The sequence below is a fragment of the Corynebacterium sp. genome (genome assembly GCF_030532325.1).
GTDB lineage: Bacteria > Actinomycetota > Actinomycetes > Mycobacteriales > Mycobacteriaceae > Corynebacterium.
The window spans coordinates 169779-190038 of the sequence record NZ_JAUNLS010000004.1 but is presented as its reverse complement, the minus strand read 5'-3'; the positions used below and the strand labels follow the sequence as shown (position 1 = coordinate 190038).

The following is a 20260-nucleotide window of genomic DNA, read 5'->3' as shown; positions in this document are numbered from 1 at the left end:
ACACACCATCACAAAAAGTACATTGGCACACTATTGAGTTCTCAAACATCATCCGCACTGCGCATCGTTATCGCTTCTCCGCAACAACTCCGCTCAGGCGCTCGGAATTCACACTATAATCAACAAGGCTTTACCTTGTCAACCTGCCGTTAACTTCCGTGCCAACCGCTTCTCGCGGCGACCCAGATAAATATACGCACGCCCTTCACACTTGCCAAATCTGCTGGTTAAACAGCAAATCCCACCCACAGAGTGTGGGTGGGATCAACGACAGTGCACTCACGAGCGCGCGGCGCAGTTCTTCAATGACGTCGGCCAGCGCAGCTAGCCACTGCCTTTTTAGTGCAGGCGTGCACCGGCGAAGTTCTTCTTGCCGCGGCGCAGTACCAGCCAGCTGCCGTGCAGCAGGTCGGCATCGGAAGGAGTCCAGTCTTCGGACTCAATGCGCTCGTTGTTCACGTACGCGCCGCCCTCCTTGATGGTGCGGCGGGCGGCACCCTTGGAATCGGCTAGGCCGCTGGCCACGAGGAGGTCGACGATGCCGCGCGGTTCCTCTGCAGCAATCTCCGCCACGGTGGTCTCAGCCAAGGCCCCAGCCAGGGTCTTCTCATCCAGCTCACGCAGCTCGGCCTTGCCAAACAGTGCCTGCGCGGCCAGCTCCACAGCCTTGGTGGCCTCCTTGCCGTGCACCAGATCGGTCATCTCCTGAGCCAAACGGCGCTGAGCTTCGCGCTTGAAGGGCTCCTCGGAAACCTTGGTCTCGTACTCGGCAATCTCCTCCTGGGTGAGGAAGGTGAACCAGCGCAGGTAGTCGATGACCACGGAGTCGCCGGCATTGAGGAAGTACTGGTACCAGGAGTACGCAGAGGTCTTCTCCGGATCCAACCAGAGCTTGCCGCCGCCGGTAGATTTGCCAAACTTCTGTCCGGAGGCATCCGTGACCAGCGGCACGGTCAGGCCGTGCACCTTGGCGTTATCCACGCGGCGGTTGAGGTCCACGCCGGAGACAATGTTGCCCCACTGGTCGCCGCCGCCGATCTGCAGGACGCAGTCGTGGTTGCGGCGCAGCTGCACGTAGTCGTTGGCCTGCAGCAGCATGTAGGAGAACTCGGTGTAGGAGATGCCGTCGCTTTCGAGGCGTCGCTTGACAGTGTCGCGGTCCAGCATGGTGTTCAGGGAGAAGTTCTTGCCCACATCACGCAGGAAGTCGATAACGGACATGGACATGGTCCAGTCTGCGTTGTTGACCATGACGGCGGGGTTCTCCCCCTCGAAGTCCACAAAGCGGCGCAGCTGGCCCTTGATGGCCTCGAGGTTGTGCTCGATGGTCTCCAAGCTCAGCATGCTGCGCTCGCCGACGTCGCGGGGATCCCCGATGAAGCCGGTGGCGCCGCCGGCCAGGGTGATCGGCGTGTGGCCGAACTCCTGGAAGCGGCGCAGCATGATCATAGGAACCAGGTGACCCGCATGCAGGGAGTCACCGGTGGGGTCGAATCCGCAGTAGAGGGTGATGGGCTGTTCGCATGCCTCGCGCAGTGCATCGAGGTCGGTGGACTGGTTAATGAGACCGCGCCAAGAGAGCTCATCAATGATGTTCATTGTGTCGGTGGGCTTTCTAGTAGTAGATGGAAGTTGTCGTGGGATTGTCGGTGCTGAGCGCCGTCTGGCTCGTTAACTCGGCCACGCGCGGGCGTGGTCGACGAGCATGACTGGGATATCGTCCTCAATCGGATAGGCAATCCCCAATCGCTCATTAACAAGGACCTGCTCCTCTTCCTGATAGAGCAGCGGGCCCTTATCCTGCGGACACACGAGGATCTCAAGCAACTTCGGATCAAGACTCATGTGTTCCAGCTTAGCCTGAACACATGAGCCCACGTGCCTCACCCTGCCCTAAATCCTTTAGAGGATAGCCGGGACGTTGGCCACTAAGGAGAAGAGATCCTTCGGGTCGTCCGGGTTAGCGATGATGTCGATCTCCGACTCCAAGTCCGTGCCCTTGACGGAATCACGCAGATAGCGCAGGGCGGAGAAGTCGTTGATGGCGAATCCGACATCGTCGAAGAGGGTGATCTGCTCGTCGTTGTCGCGGCCGGTGGTCTCACCGGTGAGCACCTGGTAGAACTCCACCACCGGGAAGTCCTCCGGCTTCTGCTGGATCTCGCCCTCGATGCGGGTCTGCTCCGGGAACTCGACGAAGACCTTGGACTTGTCCAGGATGGAGCTCTCCAGCTCGGTCTTGCCCGGGCAGTCGCCGCCGACGGCATTGAGGTGCACGCCCGGGGCGACATGGCGCTCGGAGAGAATCTGGTTCTGCGCCTTATCGGCGGTGCAAGTGGTAATGATGTCCGCGCCGAGCACGGCCTCATCCACGCTGTTGCAGGCAGTGATGTTGAAGCCCAGCGGCTCGAGGTTGCGCTTGAACTTCTCGACGGCCTCCGGGTCGATGTCATAGATGGTGAGGTCCTCGATGCCCATCACTCCGCGGAAGCCCAGCGCCTGGAACTCGGACTGGGAGCCGGCGCCGATCATCGCCATGCGCTTGGAATCCTTGCGTGCCAGGTGCTTAGCCACCATGGCGGAGGTAGCAGCGGTACGCAGGGCGGTGAGCAGGGTCATCTCGGCTTCGAAGGTGGGGTAGCCATTATCGACGTCGGCAAGCACGCCGAAGGCCGTGACGGTCTGGAAGCCGCGAGCCGGGTTGGAGGGGTGGCCGTTGACGTACTTGAAGGAGTACTCCTTGCCGTTGGAGGTCGGCATGAGCTCGATGACGCCGAACGGGGTGTGGGAGGCAACGCGGGCGATCTTGTCAAAGCGCTCCCACTCGCGGTAATCGGCCTCGAGGTAGTCCACCATGCCGGTGATGATGTTTTCTACGCCCTCGCGCTGAATCCAGCGGGCCATGTTCTGAACGTCGACGAACTTTACTGCGTGTGACATATAAATTGATTCCTTTCGAAACGATGGTTAGTTAATGGTTGTTCTAATTCCTGCGACGCGCCCGCAGATCCTGCTGCGGTGCAGCCGGGAAGCTGGACGTGGGCAAGTGCTTGGCCTTGCGTTCCTCCGCGATCTTCCGGATCCGCTCGCGCCATGCAAACCACATGGCAACAAAAACCGGGATGAGAAGCAAGGTGGCGGCCAAGGCGTAGGTGCCAATCGGGTAGTCAAAGGCCATCAGCACGATGACCAACGCGATGAAGATGAGCACCGACCAGTCCCCGGCCACGCCAAAGGGCGAGCGGTACTTCGGGCGCGTGTAGCGCCCCTCCCCCGCCAGGCGCACGAACTTCAGGTGAGCAAGCGCGATGGCTCCCCAGGACGCCAGGGTACCGAGGGCGGCCAGGTTTAGCACGATCTCAAAGGCCATCTCCGGAACCACATAGTTGAGGAAAACGCCAGCCAGGCCCACGAAGGCCGCCATGACGATGCCGCCATAGGGCACGCCGGACTTGGACATGCGGGCGCCGAACTTCGGGCCCGAACCCGAGGTGGACAGGTTGTACATGATGCGGCCGGTGGAGTACAGGCCCGCATTGAGCGAGGAAATCGCCGCGGTGATCACCACGAGCTGGAAGATGGGCGCGGCCGCACCGACGCCGAGGGACTCGAAGAAGGTGACGAACGGCGAGACCTCAGCCACGTAGGTGGTGTACGGCAGGACCAGGGTAAGCAGCAGGACCGCACCAAAGTAAAACACCAGGATGCGCATGAGGACGTTGTTCACGGCGCGGGGCACGTGCTTTTCGACGTCCTTCGTCTCACCCGAGGTGGTGCCCACCAGCTCAATGCCGGCGTAGGCAAAGACGACGCCCTGGATGACGATGACCGCGGGCAGGAAGCCGTTGGGCAGCCAGCCGCCGGCGTCAGAAATCAGGCTGAAGCCGGTGGGATCCCCGTTGGGGTGACCGAAGATGACCACGCCGATGGCGACAAGCATAAAGATGAGCAGGGCTACGACCTTAATCAGCGAGAACCAGTACTCCAGCTCGCCGAAGATCTTGACCGACATCATGTTGAACAGCAGGATGCAGCCGATAACGCCCAGGGCCAGGAACCACTGCGGGATGGCGTTGATCCAATCAAAGTACTGCCGGAACCACTTGATGTAGATGGCCACGGCGGTGGCATCGGCCACCAGAGTCATCGCCCAGTTTCCCCAGTACAACCAGCCGGTGACAAAGGCCATCTTCTCCCCGTAGAACTCACGGGCATAGGAGACGAAGGAGCCTGAGCTAGGCCGGTAAACGATGAGCTCGCCAAGCGAGCGCAGGATGATGTAGCCGAAGAAGCCACAGATGAGATAGAGAACCGCCAAAAACGGGCCGGCCTGCTGAAGGCGGCCACCAGTACCCAGCAGCAGGCCAGTACCGATGGCGGAGCCGATAGCAATCATCTGCAGCTGACGATTACTCATCTCCTGGTGCAGGCCTTGATCCTCCGAAGAGAAAACCGCTTTCTCACTCTCGTGCGGTGCCGTCTTCGGCGGCGGCGACGTATCTGCCATATATGTGATCTCCTTACATTTTCTTGATTCGACGTAAGTTTCCTCACATCGACCCCGCCTAATATTAACGAAAGCGTATGAGATCCCCGCCACTCCCCTGTCGCCACCGGCCCAGTTCCCCGACTGAGCTGGGAAAAGAAAAAGAACCGGTCACCCCCGTTTAAGGGAGAGACCGGCGTCACACAGATGCTCGATCTGTGTCGGATTCCGGGCCCGAATGGGTCCGGAATCAGCGTTAAGAAACGCTAAGTTTTTATGCCCCGCGTGTACCCGGAATCACCGGTGTGGTGGCCCACTGGCGGTAGACGGCGTTGAGCTCGTTGACGCGCTCGCGCTGCTGCGCCACGCGCACGCCGGCCGTGCCGCCCTTGGTGGAGCGTGAGGCCACGGCGCCGTCGATGGTGAGCACCTCGCGCACCTCGGGGCGCAAGCGCTTGTCGACGCCCTGCAGCTCTTCATCGCTGAGATCCACCAGGTCCACACCGCGGGACTCCGCCAGCGCCACGCAGGCGCCGGAAGCCTCGTGGGCCTCGCGGAAGGGTACGCCCTCGCGCACCATCCACTCAGCCAGATCGGTGGCCAGGGTGAAGCCGCGCGGAGCGAGCTCGCGCATGCGGTCCTCGTGGAAAGTCAGGGTGGAGACCAGGCCCGTCATCGCCGGCAGCAGCAGGTTGAGCTGCGCAACAGAATCCACGATGGGCTCCTTGTCCTCCTGCAGATCACGGTTGTAGGCCAGCGGCTGTGCCTTGAGGGTGGACAGCAGGCCCGCGAGGTTGCCGATGAGACGCCCGGTCTTGCCACGCGTGAGTTCGGCGACGTCCGGGTTCTTCTTCTGCGGCATGATCGAGGATCCGGTGGACCAGGCGTCATCCAGCGTGACGTAGCCGTACTCCGGGGTGCACCAGTAGATGATCTCCTCGGCCAGGCGGGACATATCCACCGCGATCTGGGTGAGCACGAAGGCCGTCTCAGACGCGAAGTCGCGCGAGGAGGTGCCGTCGATGGAGTTCTCCGCGGCGGCGTCGAAGCCGAGCTCCGCGGCGATGGCCTCCGGGTCGAGGTGCAGCGAGGAGCCCGCCAGCGCACCGGAGCCGTAGGGCGAGACCGCCAGGCGCTTGTCCAGGTCCTGCAGGCGATCGACGTCGCGCAGCAGCGGCTGGGCGTGGGCCAGCAGCTCGTGGGCCAGCAGAATGGGCTGCGCGGCCTGCGAATGGGTCTTGCCCGGCATGATGGCCTCGGGGTGGGCGGCGGCTTGGGCGGAGAGGGCGTCGACAAGCTCGGTGACCTGCAGAGCGATATCGCGGATAGCGTCGCGCACCCACATGCGGAAGAGGGTGGCCACCTGATCGTTGCGGGAGCGCCCCGCGCGCAGGCGCCCGCCCACCTGCGGGCCGACGATGTCGATGAGGCCTCGCTCCATCGCGCCGTGGACGTCCTCGTCGCTGGGCGCTGGCCGGAAGGAGCCATCGGCTACCTTCGCCCCGAGCTCGTCGAGGCCCGCGAGCATGGTCTGCAGGTCGGCGTCGGACAGCAGCCCGGCCTTATGCAGCACCTTGGCGTGCGCCTTGGAGGCGAGCACGTCATAGGGAGCCAGCACCCAGTCGAAGTGGGTGGATACGGACAGTGCAAACATGGCCTCCGAGGGGCCGCCCGAGAAGCGGCCGCCCCACAGAGCGCCCTCATTGGTCTTGTGCATATCTATCGGGATTACTTTCCGGTGGGGAAACCGCCGTCGCGGTCACGCTGGTTAGAGATCTGCGTAGACAGGCCGTGCAGCTGGACAAAGCCCTTGGCAGCGGACTGGTCGAAGGAATCTCCGGTGTCGTAGGTGGCCAGGTCGAAGGAGTACAGCGACTGGCCGGAGCGGCGGCCGTTGACGGTGGCCTTGCCGGCGTGCAGCACCATGCGGATATCGCCGGTGACGTTGTCCTGGGTGGACTCGGTGAAGGCATCGAGCGAGCGCTTGAGCGGGGAGAACCACAGGCCGTCGTAGACCTCCTCGGCCCAGCGGCCGTCGGTCATGCGCTTGTAGCGGGCCAGCTCGCGCTCCACAGTGACGTCCTCGAGGGCCTCGTGGGCCTGGATGAGCACCATGGCGCCCGGGGCCTCGTAGACCTCGCGGGACTTGATGCCCACGAGGCGGTCCTCCACCATGTCCAGGCGGCCGATGCCCTGGGCGCCCGCGCGGCGGTTGAGCTCCTCGATGGCCTGCAGGACGGTCACTGGCTTGCCGTCGATGGCCACCGGCTTACCCTTCTCGAAGGAAATGATGACCTCGTCCGGGGCGTTGCCCAGCGCCGGGTCCTCGGTGTAGGCGTAGAGATCCTTTGTCGGCGGGTTCCACAGATCCTCGAGGAAGCCGGTCTCGACGGCGCGACCCCACACGTTCTGATCAATGGAGAAGGGGGACGCCGCGGACTGCTCGATGGGCAAGTTGATCTCCTCGGCGAAGGCAATGGCCTTGTCGCGGGTCCAGGCGTAGTCGCGGGCCGGGGCGATGATCTCCAGGGAGGGATCCAGCGCGCGGAAAGAGACCTCGAAACGCACCTGATCGTTGCCCTTGCCGGTGCAGCCGTGGGAGACGTGGGTGCCGCCGTGGGCCTGGGCGGCTTCGACGAGGTGCTTGACGATGAGCGGGCGGGAAATCGCGGAGACCAGCGGGTACTGCTTCATGTACATGCCGTTGGCCTTGATGGTGGGCAGGCAGTACTCCTCGGCAAACTCGTCTTTGGCGTCGATGACGATGGACTCCACGGCGCCGCAGTCGAGGGCGCGCTGACGCACGGACTCCATGTCCTCGCCGCCCTGGCCGAGGTCCAGGGACACTGCAATAACCTCGCCGCCGGTCATCTTGGCCAGGTACGGAATCGCGACGGAGGTATCAAGTCCGCCGGAGTATGCGAGCACTACGCGTGCAGTCATTCGTCTCTCCTTTGAGTGTCTTACATTTCTCTGCAGCGGCCGGGGCAGCTGGTTGGCTGCGAGTCAGGGCCGCGTCGTTGACTAGATTTATATTATACGATGGCGCGGATAAATTCTACATTGAGCGTCGTGTCAGCTTATGCGCCAATTCCTTGCCGCTGATTCCCTCGCGGGCGAGGACGAAAATGGTGTCGTCACCGGCGATGCAGCCGACGACGTCCGCGTGCCCCACCCGGTCGATGAAGGAGGCCAGGTACTGAGCTGCACCCGCCGGCGTGCGCAGCATCGCGATGTTGCCCGAGTGATCGTGGGTGACCACGAGCTCATCGAGCATGCGGCGCAGCTTCTCCCGCGGGCCGTTGAGCTGATCGTCGAACTGCTCGAGCTCGCCGCCGACCATGTAGAAGGAGCGCCCACCATTGCGTTTAACCTTCTTGGCCCCCAGTTCATCGAGATCGCGCGACAGGGTTGCCTGGGTGATGTCGATGCCTTCGTCGAGAAGCAGCTCAGAAAGCTGCACCTGACTGGTCACCCGCGTGCGATCCAGGATTTCTAGAATCTTGGCCTGGCGGGCGTTGCGGGTCGTGGGGGTCGTGGTCATCGCTTAAGAAACTCCTTGTGTAATCGTGCCAACTCCGGCGACTAATGCTTGGCCTTCTCGTTGACACCAAGCAGCCACACCAACAGTGCCTTCTGCGCGTGCAGGCGGTTTTCCGCCTCGTCAAAGACGCGCGACTGCGGGCCGTCGATAACCTCTGCGGTCACCTCGTTCCCACGGTACGCGGGCAGGCAGTGCAGGAAGATCGCATCCTCCTTGGCCCGCGCCATAATCTTCTCGTTGACTTGGTACGGCAGGAAAGGCGTGCGGCGGTCGAGGCCGTCGGACTCCATGCCCATCGAAACCCAGGTATCCGTGATGACGATGTCCGCACCATTGACGGCATCGAGGCTATCGGTGACGGTGACCGTGCCGCGGGCGCGGGCGCGGTCCACGAACTCCTGCTTGGGCTGGAACTGCTTTGGCGAGCAGATGCTGATGTCGATTCCGGCGGTGGCAAAGCCAATCATGTAGGAATTGGCCATGTTGTTGTTGCCGTCGCCGAGGTAGACCGCCTTGCGTCCGGCCAGCTCGCCGAAGTTTTCGCGGCAGGTGACCAGATCCGCCAAGATCTGGCAGGGGTGAAGATCATCGGAGAGCGCGTTAACGATGGGCACGGTGGCCGTTTCCGCCATGGCGAGCAGATTTGTATGCGCATAAGTGCGCCACACGATCGCCTGAACAAAGCGCGAGAGCACCGCCGCGGTGTCCTGGTAGCTCTCCCCCTTGCCCATCTGGGTGGCCGAGGTCTCGGTCACAATCGGGTGCCCGCCCAGCTGGGTGATGCCGGCCTCAAAGGAAAAGCGCGTGCGGGTCGAGGTCTTGTCAAAGAGCACCGCCACGGACTGCGGGCCCTCCAGCGCGCGGCAGGAGTAGGGCTCAGCCTTGAGCGTGAGTGCGAGGTCAAGAACCTCGGCCTGCTCCTGCGGGCTGAGATCATCATCCGCGAGAAAATGCCGAATGCTCATGCGCACTCCTTCAATACAGTGACAAAACGGTCGATGGCGGTGGCGATTTCTTCCTCCGAAATCACCAGGGGCGGGGTAAGACGGATGACGTCCTCGCTCGGGGCGTTGAGGATGAGGCCGTGCTTAAGACCGCGGCTCACCGCCTCCTTGGCCACCGATTTATTTAATACGACACCCAGCATAAGCCCTCGGCCGCGCACCGTGTGAACAAGGCTCGATTTTTCCACCCCTGCACGCAGCAGCTCGCCCTTACGGGCAACGGCGTCCAGGAAGTCCTGGTCCACCACGTCGAGCACAGCGCTCGCCGCGGCGCAGGAAACGGGGTTGCCGCCGAAGGTGGTTCCGTGCGAGCCCGGAGTGAAGAGATCCTTGGCCAGTCCGCGGGTAATGGTGGCGCCGATGGGCATGCCAGCGCCGAGCCCCTTAGCCATGGTGATGACGTCGGGCAGGATGCCCTCGTGCTGGTAGGCAAAGAAATCGCCGGTGCGGGCCACGCCGGTCTGTACCTCGTCCACCATCATGAGGATGCCGTACTCGTCGCACAGCGCGCGCACCTCGCGCAGGAAACCCTCGGGGGCCGGAATCACGCCGGTCTCTCCCTGGATGGGCTCCAGGATGATGGCCGCGGTGTCCTGCGGATCCTGCTCCACCGGGGTGCGCAGGTACTCGATGTCCCCGTAGGTATAAAACTCCACCCCGCCCGGGAAAGGTTCGAAGGCCTTGCGCTTAGCCGGCTGGCCGGTCATGGCCAGTGAGCCCATGGTGCGCCCGTGGAAGCCGTGGTGCGCGGCCAGGATGCGGCGGCGTCCGGTCAAGCGCGCGACCTTGAAGGCGGCCTCGTTGGCCTCCGCGCCGGAGTTGCAGAAGAAGACGCGGGCATCCTCATCCCCCACCCGCTCGATGAGCTTGGCGGCAACCTCCAGCACCGGCTGGCTGGCAAAGAGGTTGGAGACGTGACCGACCTTGGACACCTGGGCGCTGACGGCCTCGATGACGGCCGGGTGGGCGTAGCCCAGGGAATTGACCGCGATTCCGGCCAGCAGATCGATATAGCTCGTGCCCTCCTCGTCCTCCACGGTGGCGCCGTGGCCTGCCACCAGGGCTACTGGCGGCGTGCCATAGGTGTTGCTGAGAACTTCGCCCCACCTCGCGGTCAAGCTGCTCATTGGTTATCGTCCTTTCTAAAGATGGTTCCCTCGGGGTAATCCTCGCGGTTGTAGTTATTGGGCAGAACCATGGTTCCGATGCCGCCCATGGTGAGCAGCTCCAGCAGAACAGCGTGCGCGATGCGCCCGTCGATGACGTGGGCCGCGCTCACCCCGCCCTCGACGGCCTTGAGGCAGGACTCCATCTTGGGGATCATCCCGGTGTCCAGCCCCGGCAACAGCGCGCGCAGCTTGTTCACCTCAATCTTGGAGACCAAGGAGTCGCGGTTAGGCCAATCCGTGTAGAGGCCCTCCACGTTGGTGAGGATGACCAGGCGCTCGGCGCCCAGGGCCTCGGCCAGGGCGCCCGCGGCGGTGTCCGCGTTGATGTTGTAGACCTCTCCGTTGACGCCGGGGGCGATGGTGGAGACCACCGGAATGCGCCCGGCCTCGATGATGTCCATCACCGCGGCGGGGTTAACGGAGACGATGTCTCCCACCTGTCCGATGTCCGTCAGCGTGCCCTCGATATCCACTAGGCGCTTGGTGGCGGTGAGCAGGCCAGCGTCCTCGCCCGAGGTGCCCACCGCGTAGGGGCCGTGGGAGTTGATGAGGTTGACCAGGCCGCGGCCGACCTGTCCGAAGAGCACCATGCGCACCACGTCCATGATCTCCGGGGTGGTCACGCGGAAGCCGCCCTTGAATTCGCCGTCGATGCCCAGCTTGCCCAGCATCTCATTGATTTGCGGGCCGCCGCCGTGCACCACGACGGGCTTGGCGCCTACGGTACGCAGGAACACCATGTCCGCGGCAAAGGCTGCCTTGAGGTCCTCATCCACCATGGCGTTGCCGCCGTACTTCACGACGACAATCTTGTCCCTATAGTGCTGCAACCACGGCAGGGCCTCGGCGAGGACGTTGGCGCGGTCCTGGTTAGTCAGTGAGCTCAAAGACTCCAGCATGTTCCCTCCCTAAGAGCTGTACGCGGAGTTGATTTCGACGTACTGGTGCGAGAGATCGGTGGTGCGCACAAAGGCGGTGCCCGCTCCCCCGGTTCCCAGGTCCACGCGCACGTCAACGTCCGGGCCGGACAAGTCAACCTCGCGCGCGCCCGGCGCACCGGTGGAGTTAACGCACACCGGCTGGCCGTTGAAGTACACGGAGATCTTGTCCGGGTCCATATCGGCATCGGCCATGCCCACCGCGGCGAGCACGCGGCCCCAGTTGGGATCGGAGCCGAACATGGCGCACTTGAACAGGTTGTCGCGGCCCAGGGTGCGCGCGGCGTTGAGCGCCTGCTCATGGGTCGAGGTGCCCTCCACGGTGATGCGCACGCGCTTGGTCACGCCCTCGGCGTCGGCCTGTAGCTGGTCCGCGATGTCCGCGCAGACCTCCGCCACTGCGGCGTCGAGCTCGTCTTGGCTCGGGGTGATGCCCGAGGCTCCCGAGGAGAGCAGGATTACTGTGTCGTTGGTGGAGGTAGAGCCGTCTACGTCCAGGGTGTTGAAGGTGAGGTCCGCGGCCTTCTGCAGCGCGGACTGCAGGGCCTCGGGGCTGGCCGCGGCGTCGGTGGTCAGGCACACGAGCATGGTGGCCAGGGAGGGAGCCATCATGCCCACGCCCTTGCCCATGCCACCGAGCACCCAGCCCTCGCGCTGCACGCCGGCCTCCTTGGCCACGGTGTCGGTGGTCATGATGGCCTCCGCCGCGGCGTGGCCGTGGGCGGTATCGGTGCCGAGGCCTCCGGCCAGCTTTTCGATGCCGCCGGCGACCTTCTCCATGGGCAGCAGCTCACCGATGAGCCCCGTGGAACACACCGCCACCTCGCTGGGCTCGAAGCCCATGCGCTGGGCCACGTCCTTTGCCATCGCTTGGGCGTCGGCGTCGCCCTGGGCGCCGTTGCAGGCGTTGGCGTTGCCGGAGTTGTACAGCGCCGCCTTGACGACGCCCCCCTTAATCGCCTCACGGCTGTGCTTGACCGGGGAGGCGACCACCCGGTTGCGGGTAAAAACCGCCGCGGCGTCGAAGTTGGGGCCTTGGTTGACCACGAGGGCCATGTCCGGCTTGCCGGAAGGTTTGATGCCGGCGGTGGTGGCCGCGGCAACGAACCCGGTAGCCGCGGTCACGCCCAGCGGGGAGGAAGTGGAGGTCATGGTGATTCCTTACTGTGTATTTCTGAGAAAGATGAGTGCTAAAAACGAGTGCTTAGGGCCGCCCAGGCAACTGGACAGCGGGATCTAGGGAGCAACGGCCGCGCGCGGCAGGCCGGCGCCTTCCTCCCAGCCGAGTGCGAGGTTCATGCACTGCACGGCCGCACCCGCGGTTCCCTTGCAGAGGTTGTCCACCGCCGCGGTGACGATGAGCTTGCCCGCGCGCTCGTCCACGTGGGCCTGCACGTGGACCATGTTGGAGCCCACCACGTTCTGGGTGGCCGGCTGCTGCCCGGCTGGCAGGACGTGCACGAAGGTCTCGTCTGCGTAGAACGCGCGGTAGGCCTCGTCGACGCGCTGCTGCGTCACGCCCGGGGCGAGCGGCGCGGTGATGGTGGCGAGGATGCCGCGCGGCAACGGCGCCAGCACCGGGGTAAAGGAGACGGAGACTGGCTCCTGGCTGAAGGCCTGGAGGTTTTGCACCACCTCAGGGGTGTGGCGGTGGGTGCCGCCGGGCTTGTAGGCCTTAAGGTTGCCCATCGTCTCAGCTCCCAGCTGGGCCACGGAGGCCTTCTTGCCCGCGCCGGAGACACCCGTGATGGCGATGACACTAAGGTCCGGCTGGATGAGCTGCTGCGATACTGCCGGCAAGGCGCCCAGGGTAATAGCGGTGGGGAAACAGCCCGGGACGGCAACGCGGCGGGTGCCGCGCAGCTGCTCGCGCTGACCGGGCAGCTCCGGGATGCCGTACGGCCAGGATCCTGCATAGTCCCCGCCGTAGTATTCATCCCAGTCGGCCTTGTTACGCAGGCGGAAGTCCGCGGCGCAGTCGATGACCAGTGCGCTCTCCCCCAGCTGGCGGCCGATTTCCGCCGAGTGGCCGTGCGGCAGCCCGAGGAAGACCACGTCGTGGCCAGCGAGCACCGACGGGGTGGTCTCCTCGATGACGCGGTCCGCCAGCTGCGGCAGGTGCGGCATGAGCTCGACCACGGGCTGCCCGGCTGTGGAGTGGCCGGTCAGGGCGCCGATCTCCAGCTCACCCGAGAGGTAGGCGGGGTGTGAGAGCAAAAGGCGCAGGATTTCTCCGCCCGCATACCCGCTTGCTCCGGCGATTGCTACTGAGATACTCATGTCACATGACGATAGCAAACAATGCAACCGCGCGTAATTTATTCAGTAAGAAACTCTTTCGCCCCGCAGCCCGGCGCCCACGGCACCGAGATGCCGGGTATCCAAAACGAAAAAAGAGGGGCAGGCAGCGCCGGCCCCTTGACGTGTGCCCCGCCCCCGACGGACGGGCCGCGCCCTAGAACGCGCGGGAGGAAATCTGGCCCATGCCCTCCGGGCCGGAAACGGCCTTCTTGCCGATGTAGCCCTTGTAGCCCTGCGGGCTGGCAAAGTGCAGGCCGCCCTGCATGTCGGAGACCACGATGACCTCACCGATCTGGCGGGCCTGGCCCTTGCCCATCGGGGCGAAATTGGTGGCCTGGAAGCCCTGGTTATCGCAGCTGGTGAACACGTTACCGCGGAAGTACTGGAAGCGCGGTGCCTTCTGCTGCGGCGGGTTGCAGTCCGGGCGGGTGGCGCGGGCGCCATCGGAGTGGCAGCGGATGTAGGTGCCCTGCAGGTTGCCGAACTCGCACTTGACGGAGCCGTCGTAGTTAGACAGGCCCTGGATCGACTGAGCCGACGCCATGGGAGCGGCGATGAGTGCTCCGCCAACGGCCAGAGCAGCGAGGAAACGAGATGTGCGACGCATGAGAACAGTCCTTTCGATAGGGATATAGGCTAAGTCCAACGCCGCCCAGAATATGACAAAGAACACATCCTCGCTACCGCAGCAGGGATGTGTTCTCTGAACTGTTACCTGATTGTCACGCGCGACCAGGTCGCGCGCGGGACTAGGCGCGCATCTCCGCGCCCAGGCGCTGCTTGGCCAGCTCGGCCGCGGCCAGGCGGTGCTCGTTGACTTCGTCGTCGGTCAGCGTGCGATCCTCCGCGCGGAAGAGCATCTGGAAGGCCAGGGACTTCTTGCCCTCGCCGATCTGCTCGCCGCGGAAGACGTCGAAAAGCTGCACGCTCTCCAGCAGCGGGCCAGCGCCCTCCTCGACGATCTCGCGGACCTGCTCAGCCGGGGTCTTTTCATCCACCACCAGGGCGATGTCCTGATGCAGGGCCGGGAAGGCGGAGAGCACGGGTGCCGGGAAACGCTCCTCCAACGGCAGCGCGCTCACGCTCAGCTCCATGGCGCAGGTGCGCGCCGGAAGCTCCAGGGCCTCCAGAACCTGCGGGTGCAGCTCGCCGGCGTAGCCGATGACCTGCTCGCCCTCGGCGGTGGCAACCTTGATGGCCGCGCAACGGCCCGGGTGCCACGGCAGCTGCTCGGCGGCCTCCACACTGATCTCCACGCCGGCGGCGCGGGCGACCAGGCGGGCGGACTCGATGGCGTCAGCCCACCCGTAGGCGCGGCCCTGGCCCCACGGGCCCTCATGCTCGATGTTGCCGGTGGCCACGGTGGCCACGTGCAGCGGCTGCTCCGGCAGGGAGTCGCGCAGCTGGGCAATGACCTCATCGGCCGGGCGAGACTCCACCGAAGGCATCGGGGAGGCCTCGGCGCGCTTGAAGGCCACCTGCTGCAGGCCGAAGAGAGCCAAGTCGTGGCGGCCGCGCGCCACGTTGCGTGCGATGGCCTCGAGCATGTTGGGCAGCAGGGTCGTCGAGAGCATGGCCTTATCGGACTCCAACGGGTTCTGCACCTCGACGGTGCGGCGGCGCTCGTCGTCAGCAGCCAAGCCCCAGGTATCGAAAGTGTCGTTCTTGATGAACGGTGCTGGGAGCACCTCGGCGTAGCCAGCGTAGGCCAGGCCGTGGCCCACGGCGCGGCGGCGCTTCTGCGCCGGGGTCAAGCCGCGCCCGCCCACCGGGGTGGGCAGCACGGTCGGGATATCCTCCAGGCCCTCAAGGCGCAGGATCTCCTCGATGAGGTCCACGTCCATTGCGATATCGGTGCGCCAGGAAGCCGGCACCACCGAGAGGGTCTCACCGTTGTCAGTGACCTCGCAGCCAACCTCCTCCAGGCGCTTGATCACGGTCTCGCGCGAGTACTCCACGCCGGCGTACTCCGCCGGCTTCGCGGTGCGCAGGGTGATGGGCTCGCGCTTGGCTACGTCCCCCACCAGCGTGCGGCCGGACTCCACGGTGCCGCCAGCAATCTGCACCAGCAGGGCACAGGCGACGTCGAGGGCCACCTCGACGATGGCCGGATCCACCCCGCGCTCGAAGCGGCGGGAGGCCTCGGAGGAGAGCTTGTGGCGGCGGGAGGTGCGCGCCACCGTAATCGGATCCCAGATGGCGGACTCGAAGTAGACGTCCGTGGTCTGCTCGGAGACCTCCGAGGAGGTGCCGCCCATGACGCCCGCTAGGGACTGGATGCCATTCTCGTCGCAGATCACCACGTCCTCGGTGGAGAGATCGCGCTCGACGTGATCCAGAGTCTCCAGCTTCTCGCCCGCCTTGGCGTTGCGCACCACGAGATCACCCTTGACCACGGCGGCGTCGAAGGCGTGCATCGGCGCGCCGAGCAGCAGCATGACGTAGTTGGTCACGTCCGTGGGCAGGTTGACGCTGCGCTGGCCGGAGAGCATGAGCTCGCGCTCCAGCCAGAAGGGAGTGCGCACCGTGGGATCGATGCCGGTAACCTTGCGCAAACCGAAGCGCTGCGCCTTGGTCTCGGCGCGCAGATCGACGCCGATGAGCTCGCCCTTGGCCGCCGGAACCAGGGAGACGTCGATGCCGGCCACGGAGGGATCGGCGGCGACGTCGGCAAAGCTCAGATCAAAGGCGGAGGCCAGCTCGCGGGTGAGGCCGCGGGCGGACAGCGCGTAGCCGCGGTCCGGGGTGATGTTGACCTCGAAGACGGTATCCTCCAGGCCGATGAGCGGGCGGGCGTCCTGGCCCACGTGCTCGGCGTACTCCTCGCCCAGCACGATGATGCCCTCGGACTTGTCCCCGAAGCCCAGCTCGGCGCCCGAGCACATCATGCCGTTGGAGATCTTGCCGTAGGTCTTGCGCGCGGCGATGGCGAAGCCGCCCGGCAGCTCAGCGCCCGGCAGCGCCACCACCACGTGATCGCCCTGGCGGAAGTTGCGGGCGCCGCAGATAATCCCCTGCAGCTCGCCGGTGCCGTTGGCGTCGCCCACGTTGACCTGGCAGTAGCGGATGGGCTTCTTGAAGCCCTCGAGCTCCTCGAAAGACTCGACGTAACCGATGACCAACGGGCCGGTGGATTCCGGCAGGGCGTCGTAGCCCTCGGTCTCGAAACCGACGCGGACAAAACCCGCGTCCATCTCCTCCGAGCTGACGGCCCAGCCCTCGTTCTGCGCGCGCAGCAGGCCGGTGACCCAGTTTTGTGCAATAAGCATGGTGTATTCCTCTTCCTTTCTGGGTTAAGCCTGCACGCCGAAGGGCAGGGTGAAACGGACGTCGCCTTCGACCATGTCGCGCATGTCGGTCAGGCCGTTGCGGAACTGCAGGGTGCGCTCCAGGCCCATGCCGAAGGCAAAGCCGGTGTACTCCTCGGGGTCCACGCCCACCGCGCGCAGGACGGCGGGGTTGACCATGCCGCAGCCGCCCCACTCGATCCAGCCGGCGCCGCCCTTCTTATTGGGGAACCACACATCCACCTCGGCGGAGGGCTCCGTGAACGGGAAGTAGTTGGTGCGCATGCGGGTCTTGGTCTCCGGGCCAAAGAGCACCTTGGCCAGGTGATCTAGGGTGCCGCGCAGGTGGGCCATGGTCAGGCCCTTGTCCACCGCCAGGCCCTCGACTTGGTGGAATACCGGGGTGTGGGTGGCGTCCAGCTCATCGGTGCGGAAGACGCGGCCCGGGCAGGCAATGTAAAGCGGAACCTCGCGCTCGAGCATGGTGCGCACCTGCACCGGAGAGGTGTGCGTGCGCAGCACCTGCTTGGAGCCCGTGGTGGAGACGTGGAAAGTGTCCTGCAGGGTGCGGGCCGGGTGATCGGGCTTGAAGTTCAGGGCGTCGAAGTTAAAGTACTCCGCCTCGACCTCGGGGCCGTCGGCGATCTCCCAGCCCATGCCCACGAAGATGTCCGCGATGCGCTCGGAGAGCGCGGTGATGGGGTGCAGCGCACCGGTCTGCGCGCGGGTGGTGGGAACGGTCACGTCCACGGTCTCCGCGGCCAGCTGCTCAGCGCGGGCCTTGGCCTCCAGCTCGTCCTTCACCTGCGCAAAGCGCTTCTCGACGCGCCCGCGGGCCATGTTCACCCGACGGCCAGCGTCCTTGCGCTCCTGCTTCGGCAGGCTGCCCAGGCTGGTTCGTGCCTGGGGGATGTAGCCCTTTTCGCCCAAGTGCTCGCGGCGAGCGGCGGCCAGCTCGTCGAGGGTGGCAGCCGCGTCGAACGCTGCAATGGCGGCGTCGGCAGCCGCAGCGAGTGCGGCTTCGGTCAATTCGATCTGAGGTGTGTCGGACACGTGCCTTAAAAACCTTCTTCTAGCGCCAAAAACTAACGCCGGTTATCTTACCTTGCTTGGACTGGCGCCGGGCACGCGGGGACAGAAAAATCAATCGCTGAGCAGAGCCTACCTAGCGCGCCTGCGCCTTCGCGGACTCGTAGAGGCAGATCGCCGCCGCGGTGGCCAGATTGAGGGACTCCGCACGCCCCAGGATGGGAATGCGCACGCGCACGTCGGCCTCCTCCTGGATGTCGCCCAGGCCGTGGGCCTCGTTGCCAAAGAGCCACGCGGTGGGTTGGGAGAGATCGGCATCGGCCAAGTCCACTTCCCCGTCGGCGGCCGTAGCCAGGATCTGCATCCCAGACTTACGCAACTGGCCCAGCACGTCCTTGATATTGGGCTCGCGGGCCACCGGGATGTGGAAGAGCGAGCCTGCAGAGGCGCGGGCAACCTTGCAGCCCAGGGGGTCAACGGTTTCACCGGCGAAAATGACGCCGTCGGCGCCCATGGCATCCGAGGTGCGGATCAGGGTGCCCGCGTTACCGGGCTCGGAGGTGAGCACCGGGACAGAGACCAGCGAGGGCTTACCGTTGAGGATCTTGCCCGCGCTCCACAGCACCGGCCGGCACAGCGCAAAGAGGCCGGTGGTCGTTGCGGTATCGGAGAGGTGCTTGGCCGCCTTATCAGTTATCGGGTGGACGTAGACGTCCATGTAGCCGCATGTAGTGAGGATCTCCTCGAAGCGCTCTGCGGCCTTCTCGGTGACGAAGACGTCGGTGGCTGCACCGGTAGACACCGCGGCGTCCACGGCGTTTTCGCCCTCGATCAGGAATTGGTTGGCCTTCTTGCGCGCGGCCGCGCGGTGGAGCTTGGCGGCGTTGACGATGCGTGGAGTGCGCTCAGTAAAGGCGGAAGAAAAATCTAGGTCCATGCAGTCGAGACTACATCCCCGGCTCCCCCTCTTGGCCCTCAGGCGGCCCCGCGCGCGGAGCTAGCCACGCACGGAGCTAGCGCTGCCTACTACTTCTGCAGCGGAACGCCGCGGCCGTCGCGGTCGTAGCCGCCAGCACCGACGATGATGAAGATGAATCCCTCCGGCGGGGTCTACAACAGACGGGTTAAAACAAAAATACCCCGAAACCCTTCGCGGGTCCGGGGTACAAGCCTGAATGCTTAGGCAGCCTTCGGAGCGTTGACGTCCTCCGGCAGTGCGGCCTTGGCGGCCTCGCACAGTGCGGAGAAAGCCTCGAAGTCGTTGACAGCCAGCTCGGCGAGCATCTTGCGGTCAACCTCGATCTCAGCCAGACGCAGGCCGTGGATGAGGCGGTTGTAGGTGATGTCATTCATGCGGGCAGCAGCGTTGATGCGCTGGATCCACAGCTTGCGGAACTCAGACTTACGGGCGCGACGGTCGCGGTAAGCGTAAGTCATGGAGTGCAGCCACTGCTCCTTGGCCTTACGGTAGAGGCGGGAGCGCTGGCCACGGTAGCCCTTGGCGGACTTCAGAATCGCGCGGCGCTTCTTCTTGGCGTTAACTGAGCGCTTTACTCGTGCCACAGTGATACTTCCTTAAAAACTAGATTGTGGGTGTGTGGGTTGATTCGGCGCTGATTAGGAGCGGCCGAGCAGACGCTTCACGCGCTTGACGTCGGATGCGGCGACGTCCTGGGTGCCCTTCAGACGGCGGGTGCGCTTGGACGGCTTGCCCTCCAGCAGGTGGCGGCGGCCAGCCTGCTCACGGCGCAGCTTGCCGGAACCGGTCACCTTGATGCGCTTGGCGGTGCCCTTGTGGGTCTTCTGCTTCATGAGAATTAAGTCCTTAAATCCTAAGTGGAGCGTGGTCTACTTCTTGCCCTTGCGGACTGGTCCCAAGACCATGGTCATGTTGCGGCCATCCTGCTTGGGGCGCGACTCGACGACGCCGTACTCGGCGACGTCCTCAGCCAAACGCTCCAGGAGGCGGAAACCGAGCTCCGGGCGCGATTGCTCACGGCCGCGGAACATGATGGTCACCTTGACCTTGGAACCCTTCTCCAGGAAGCGCACCACGTTGCCCTTTTTGGTCTCGTAATCGTGATCATCAATCTTGGGGCGGAACTTCTGTTCCTTCACCACGGTCTGCTGCTGGTTCTTGCGGGCCTCACGGGCCTTCTGAGCCTGCTCGTACTTAAACTTGCCGTAGTCCATGATCTTGGCTACGGGCGGCTTGGCGTTCGGGGCAACCTCGACGAGGTCAAGATCTGCCTCGTAGGCAAGCTTGCGAGCGTCATCCGTACGGACGATGCCCACCTGTTCACCACCGGGGCCAACAAGACGGACCTCGGGTACTCGGATGCGCTCATTAATGCGAGCTTCAGCGCTGATTGTGGTTCTCCTCGATTGAAAGGGGTTAATGGTGTGCCTACCGTGACCACAAACAAAAATCCCAGCCTGCCTGCTGGCAGCCGGGAGCTCTCTCGAATAAGAACCTCAAACCTGTTGAGGTGCCTACTCTTT

19 protein-coding genes are annotated in these 20260 nt (G+C 64.5%); all 19 read right to left on the bottom strand.

Annotated features, from left to right (window positions below; translation table 11 throughout):
• Positions 1-339: 339 nt before the first annotated feature.
• A complete protein-coding gene (tyrS, locus tag Q4E25_RS04160; RefSeq protein WP_303154353.1) occupies positions 340-1599 on the bottom strand; it encodes a tyrosine--tRNA ligase in 1260 nt (419 codons plus the stop codon).
• Between the two features lie 72 nt (positions 1600-1671).
• A complete protein-coding gene (locus Q4E25_RS04155; RefSeq protein ID WP_303154351.1) occupies positions 1672-1845 on the bottom strand; it encodes a Trm112 family protein in 174 nt (57 codons plus the stop codon).
• 57 nt (positions 1846-1902) lie between these two features.
• A complete protein-coding gene (locus Q4E25_RS04150; RefSeq protein ID WP_303154348.1) occupies positions 1903-2940 on the bottom strand; it encodes an ornithine cyclodeaminase in 1038 nt (345 codons plus the stop codon).
• A gap of 43 nt (positions 2941-2983) precedes the next feature.
• A complete protein-coding gene (locus Q4E25_RS04145) occupies positions 2984-4507 on the bottom strand; it encodes an amino acid permease (RefSeq protein ID WP_303154346.1) in 1524 nt (507 codons plus the stop codon).
• 253 nt (positions 4508-4760) lie between these two features.
• Positions 4761-6209 carry an argininosuccinate lyase gene (gene argH, locus Q4E25_RS04140; RefSeq protein ID WP_303154377.1) on the bottom strand — a complete coding sequence of 483 codons (1449 nt, stop codon included), beginning with the start codon at positions 6207-6209 and terminating at the stop codon, positions 4761-4763.
• Positions 6210-6214: 5 nt separating this feature from the next.
• Positions 6215-7429 (bottom strand): argininosuccinate synthase, encoded by a 1215-nt coding sequence (locus Q4E25_RS04135; RefSeq protein WP_303154344.1) that lies wholly within the window; start codon positions 7427-7429, stop codon positions 6215-6217.
• A 115-nt stretch (positions 7430-7544) separates the two neighbouring features.
• A complete protein-coding gene (locus Q4E25_RS04130) occupies positions 7545-8030 on the bottom strand; it encodes an arginine repressor (protein ID WP_303154342.1) in 486 nt (161 codons plus the stop codon).
• A 41-nt stretch (positions 8031-8071) separates the two neighbouring features.
• Positions 8072-8995, bottom strand: a complete 924-nt coding sequence (gene argF / locus Q4E25_RS04125) for an ornithine carbamoyltransferase (protein ID WP_303154339.1) — start codon at positions 8993-8995, stop codon at positions 8072-8074.
• Positions 8992-10161 (bottom strand): acetylornithine transaminase, encoded by a 1170-nt coding sequence (locus Q4E25_RS04120; protein ID WP_303154337.1) that lies wholly within the window; start codon positions 10159-10161, stop codon positions 8992-8994. The genes argF and Q4E25_RS04120 overlap by 4 nt, the downstream gene beginning before the upstream one ends.
• Positions 10158-11102: an acetylglutamate kinase gene (gene argB / locus Q4E25_RS04115; protein WP_303154336.1), complete on the bottom strand. Its 945-nt coding sequence runs from the start codon at positions 11100-11102 to the stop codon at positions 10158-10160. The genes Q4E25_RS04120 and argB overlap by 4 nt, the downstream gene beginning before the upstream one ends.
• 9 nt (positions 11103-11111) lie before the next feature.
• Positions 11112-12293 carry a bifunctional glutamate N-acetyltransferase/amino-acid acetyltransferase ArgJ gene (gene argJ, locus Q4E25_RS04110; protein WP_303154335.1) on the bottom strand — a complete coding sequence of 394 codons (1182 nt, stop codon included), beginning with the start codon at positions 12291-12293 and terminating at the stop codon, positions 11112-11114.
• Between the two features lie 84 nt (positions 12294-12377).
• The gene (argC, locus tag Q4E25_RS04105) at positions 12378-13421 is read right to left on the bottom strand and encodes an N-acetyl-gamma-glutamyl-phosphate reductase (protein WP_303154334.1); all 1044 of its coding nucleotides are present in this window, start codon (positions 13419-13421) and stop codon (positions 12378-12380) included.
• Between the two features lie 175 nt (positions 13422-13596).
• Complete coding sequence (locus Q4E25_RS04100; RefSeq protein WP_303154332.1) at positions 13597-14049, bottom strand: hypothetical protein; 453 nt, start codon at positions 14047-14049, stop codon at positions 13597-13599.
• A gap of 142 nt (positions 14050-14191) precedes the next feature.
• Entirely contained in the window at positions 14192-16711 is a 2520-nt protein-coding gene (gene pheT, locus Q4E25_RS04095) for a phenylalanine--tRNA ligase subunit beta (protein ID WP_303154331.1), read from the bottom strand.
• A 24-nt stretch (positions 16712-16735) separates the two neighbouring features.
• Positions 16736-17782, bottom strand: coding sequence for a phenylalanine--tRNA ligase subunit alpha (gene pheS, locus Q4E25_RS04090; RefSeq protein WP_303154330.1), 1047 nt, complete (start codon positions 17780-17782; stop codon positions 16736-16738).
• A 112-nt stretch (positions 17783-17894) separates the two neighbouring features.
• Positions 17895-18695 carry an RNA methyltransferase gene (locus tag Q4E25_RS04085; RefSeq protein WP_303154328.1) on the bottom strand — a complete coding sequence of 267 codons (801 nt, stop codon included), beginning with the start codon at positions 18693-18695 and terminating at the stop codon, positions 17895-17897.
• 242 nt (positions 18696-18937) lie between these two features.
• On the bottom strand, positions 18938-19321 hold the full coding sequence (gene rplT / locus Q4E25_RS04080; protein ID WP_039675591.1) for a 50S ribosomal protein L20: 384 nt from the start codon (positions 19319-19321) through the stop codon (positions 18938-18940).
• 54 nt (positions 19322-19375) lie between these two features.
• Positions 19376-19570, bottom strand: coding sequence for a 50S ribosomal protein L35 (gene rpmI / locus Q4E25_RS04075; RefSeq protein WP_303154323.1), 195 nt, complete (start codon positions 19568-19570; stop codon positions 19376-19378).
• A 36-nt stretch (positions 19571-19606) separates the two neighbouring features.
• Positions 19607-20158 (bottom strand): translation initiation factor IF-3, encoded by a 552-nt coding sequence (gene infC, locus Q4E25_RS04070; RefSeq protein WP_303154374.1) that lies wholly within the window; start codon positions 20156-20158, stop codon positions 19607-19609.
• Positions 20159-20260 lie beyond the last annotated feature (102 nt).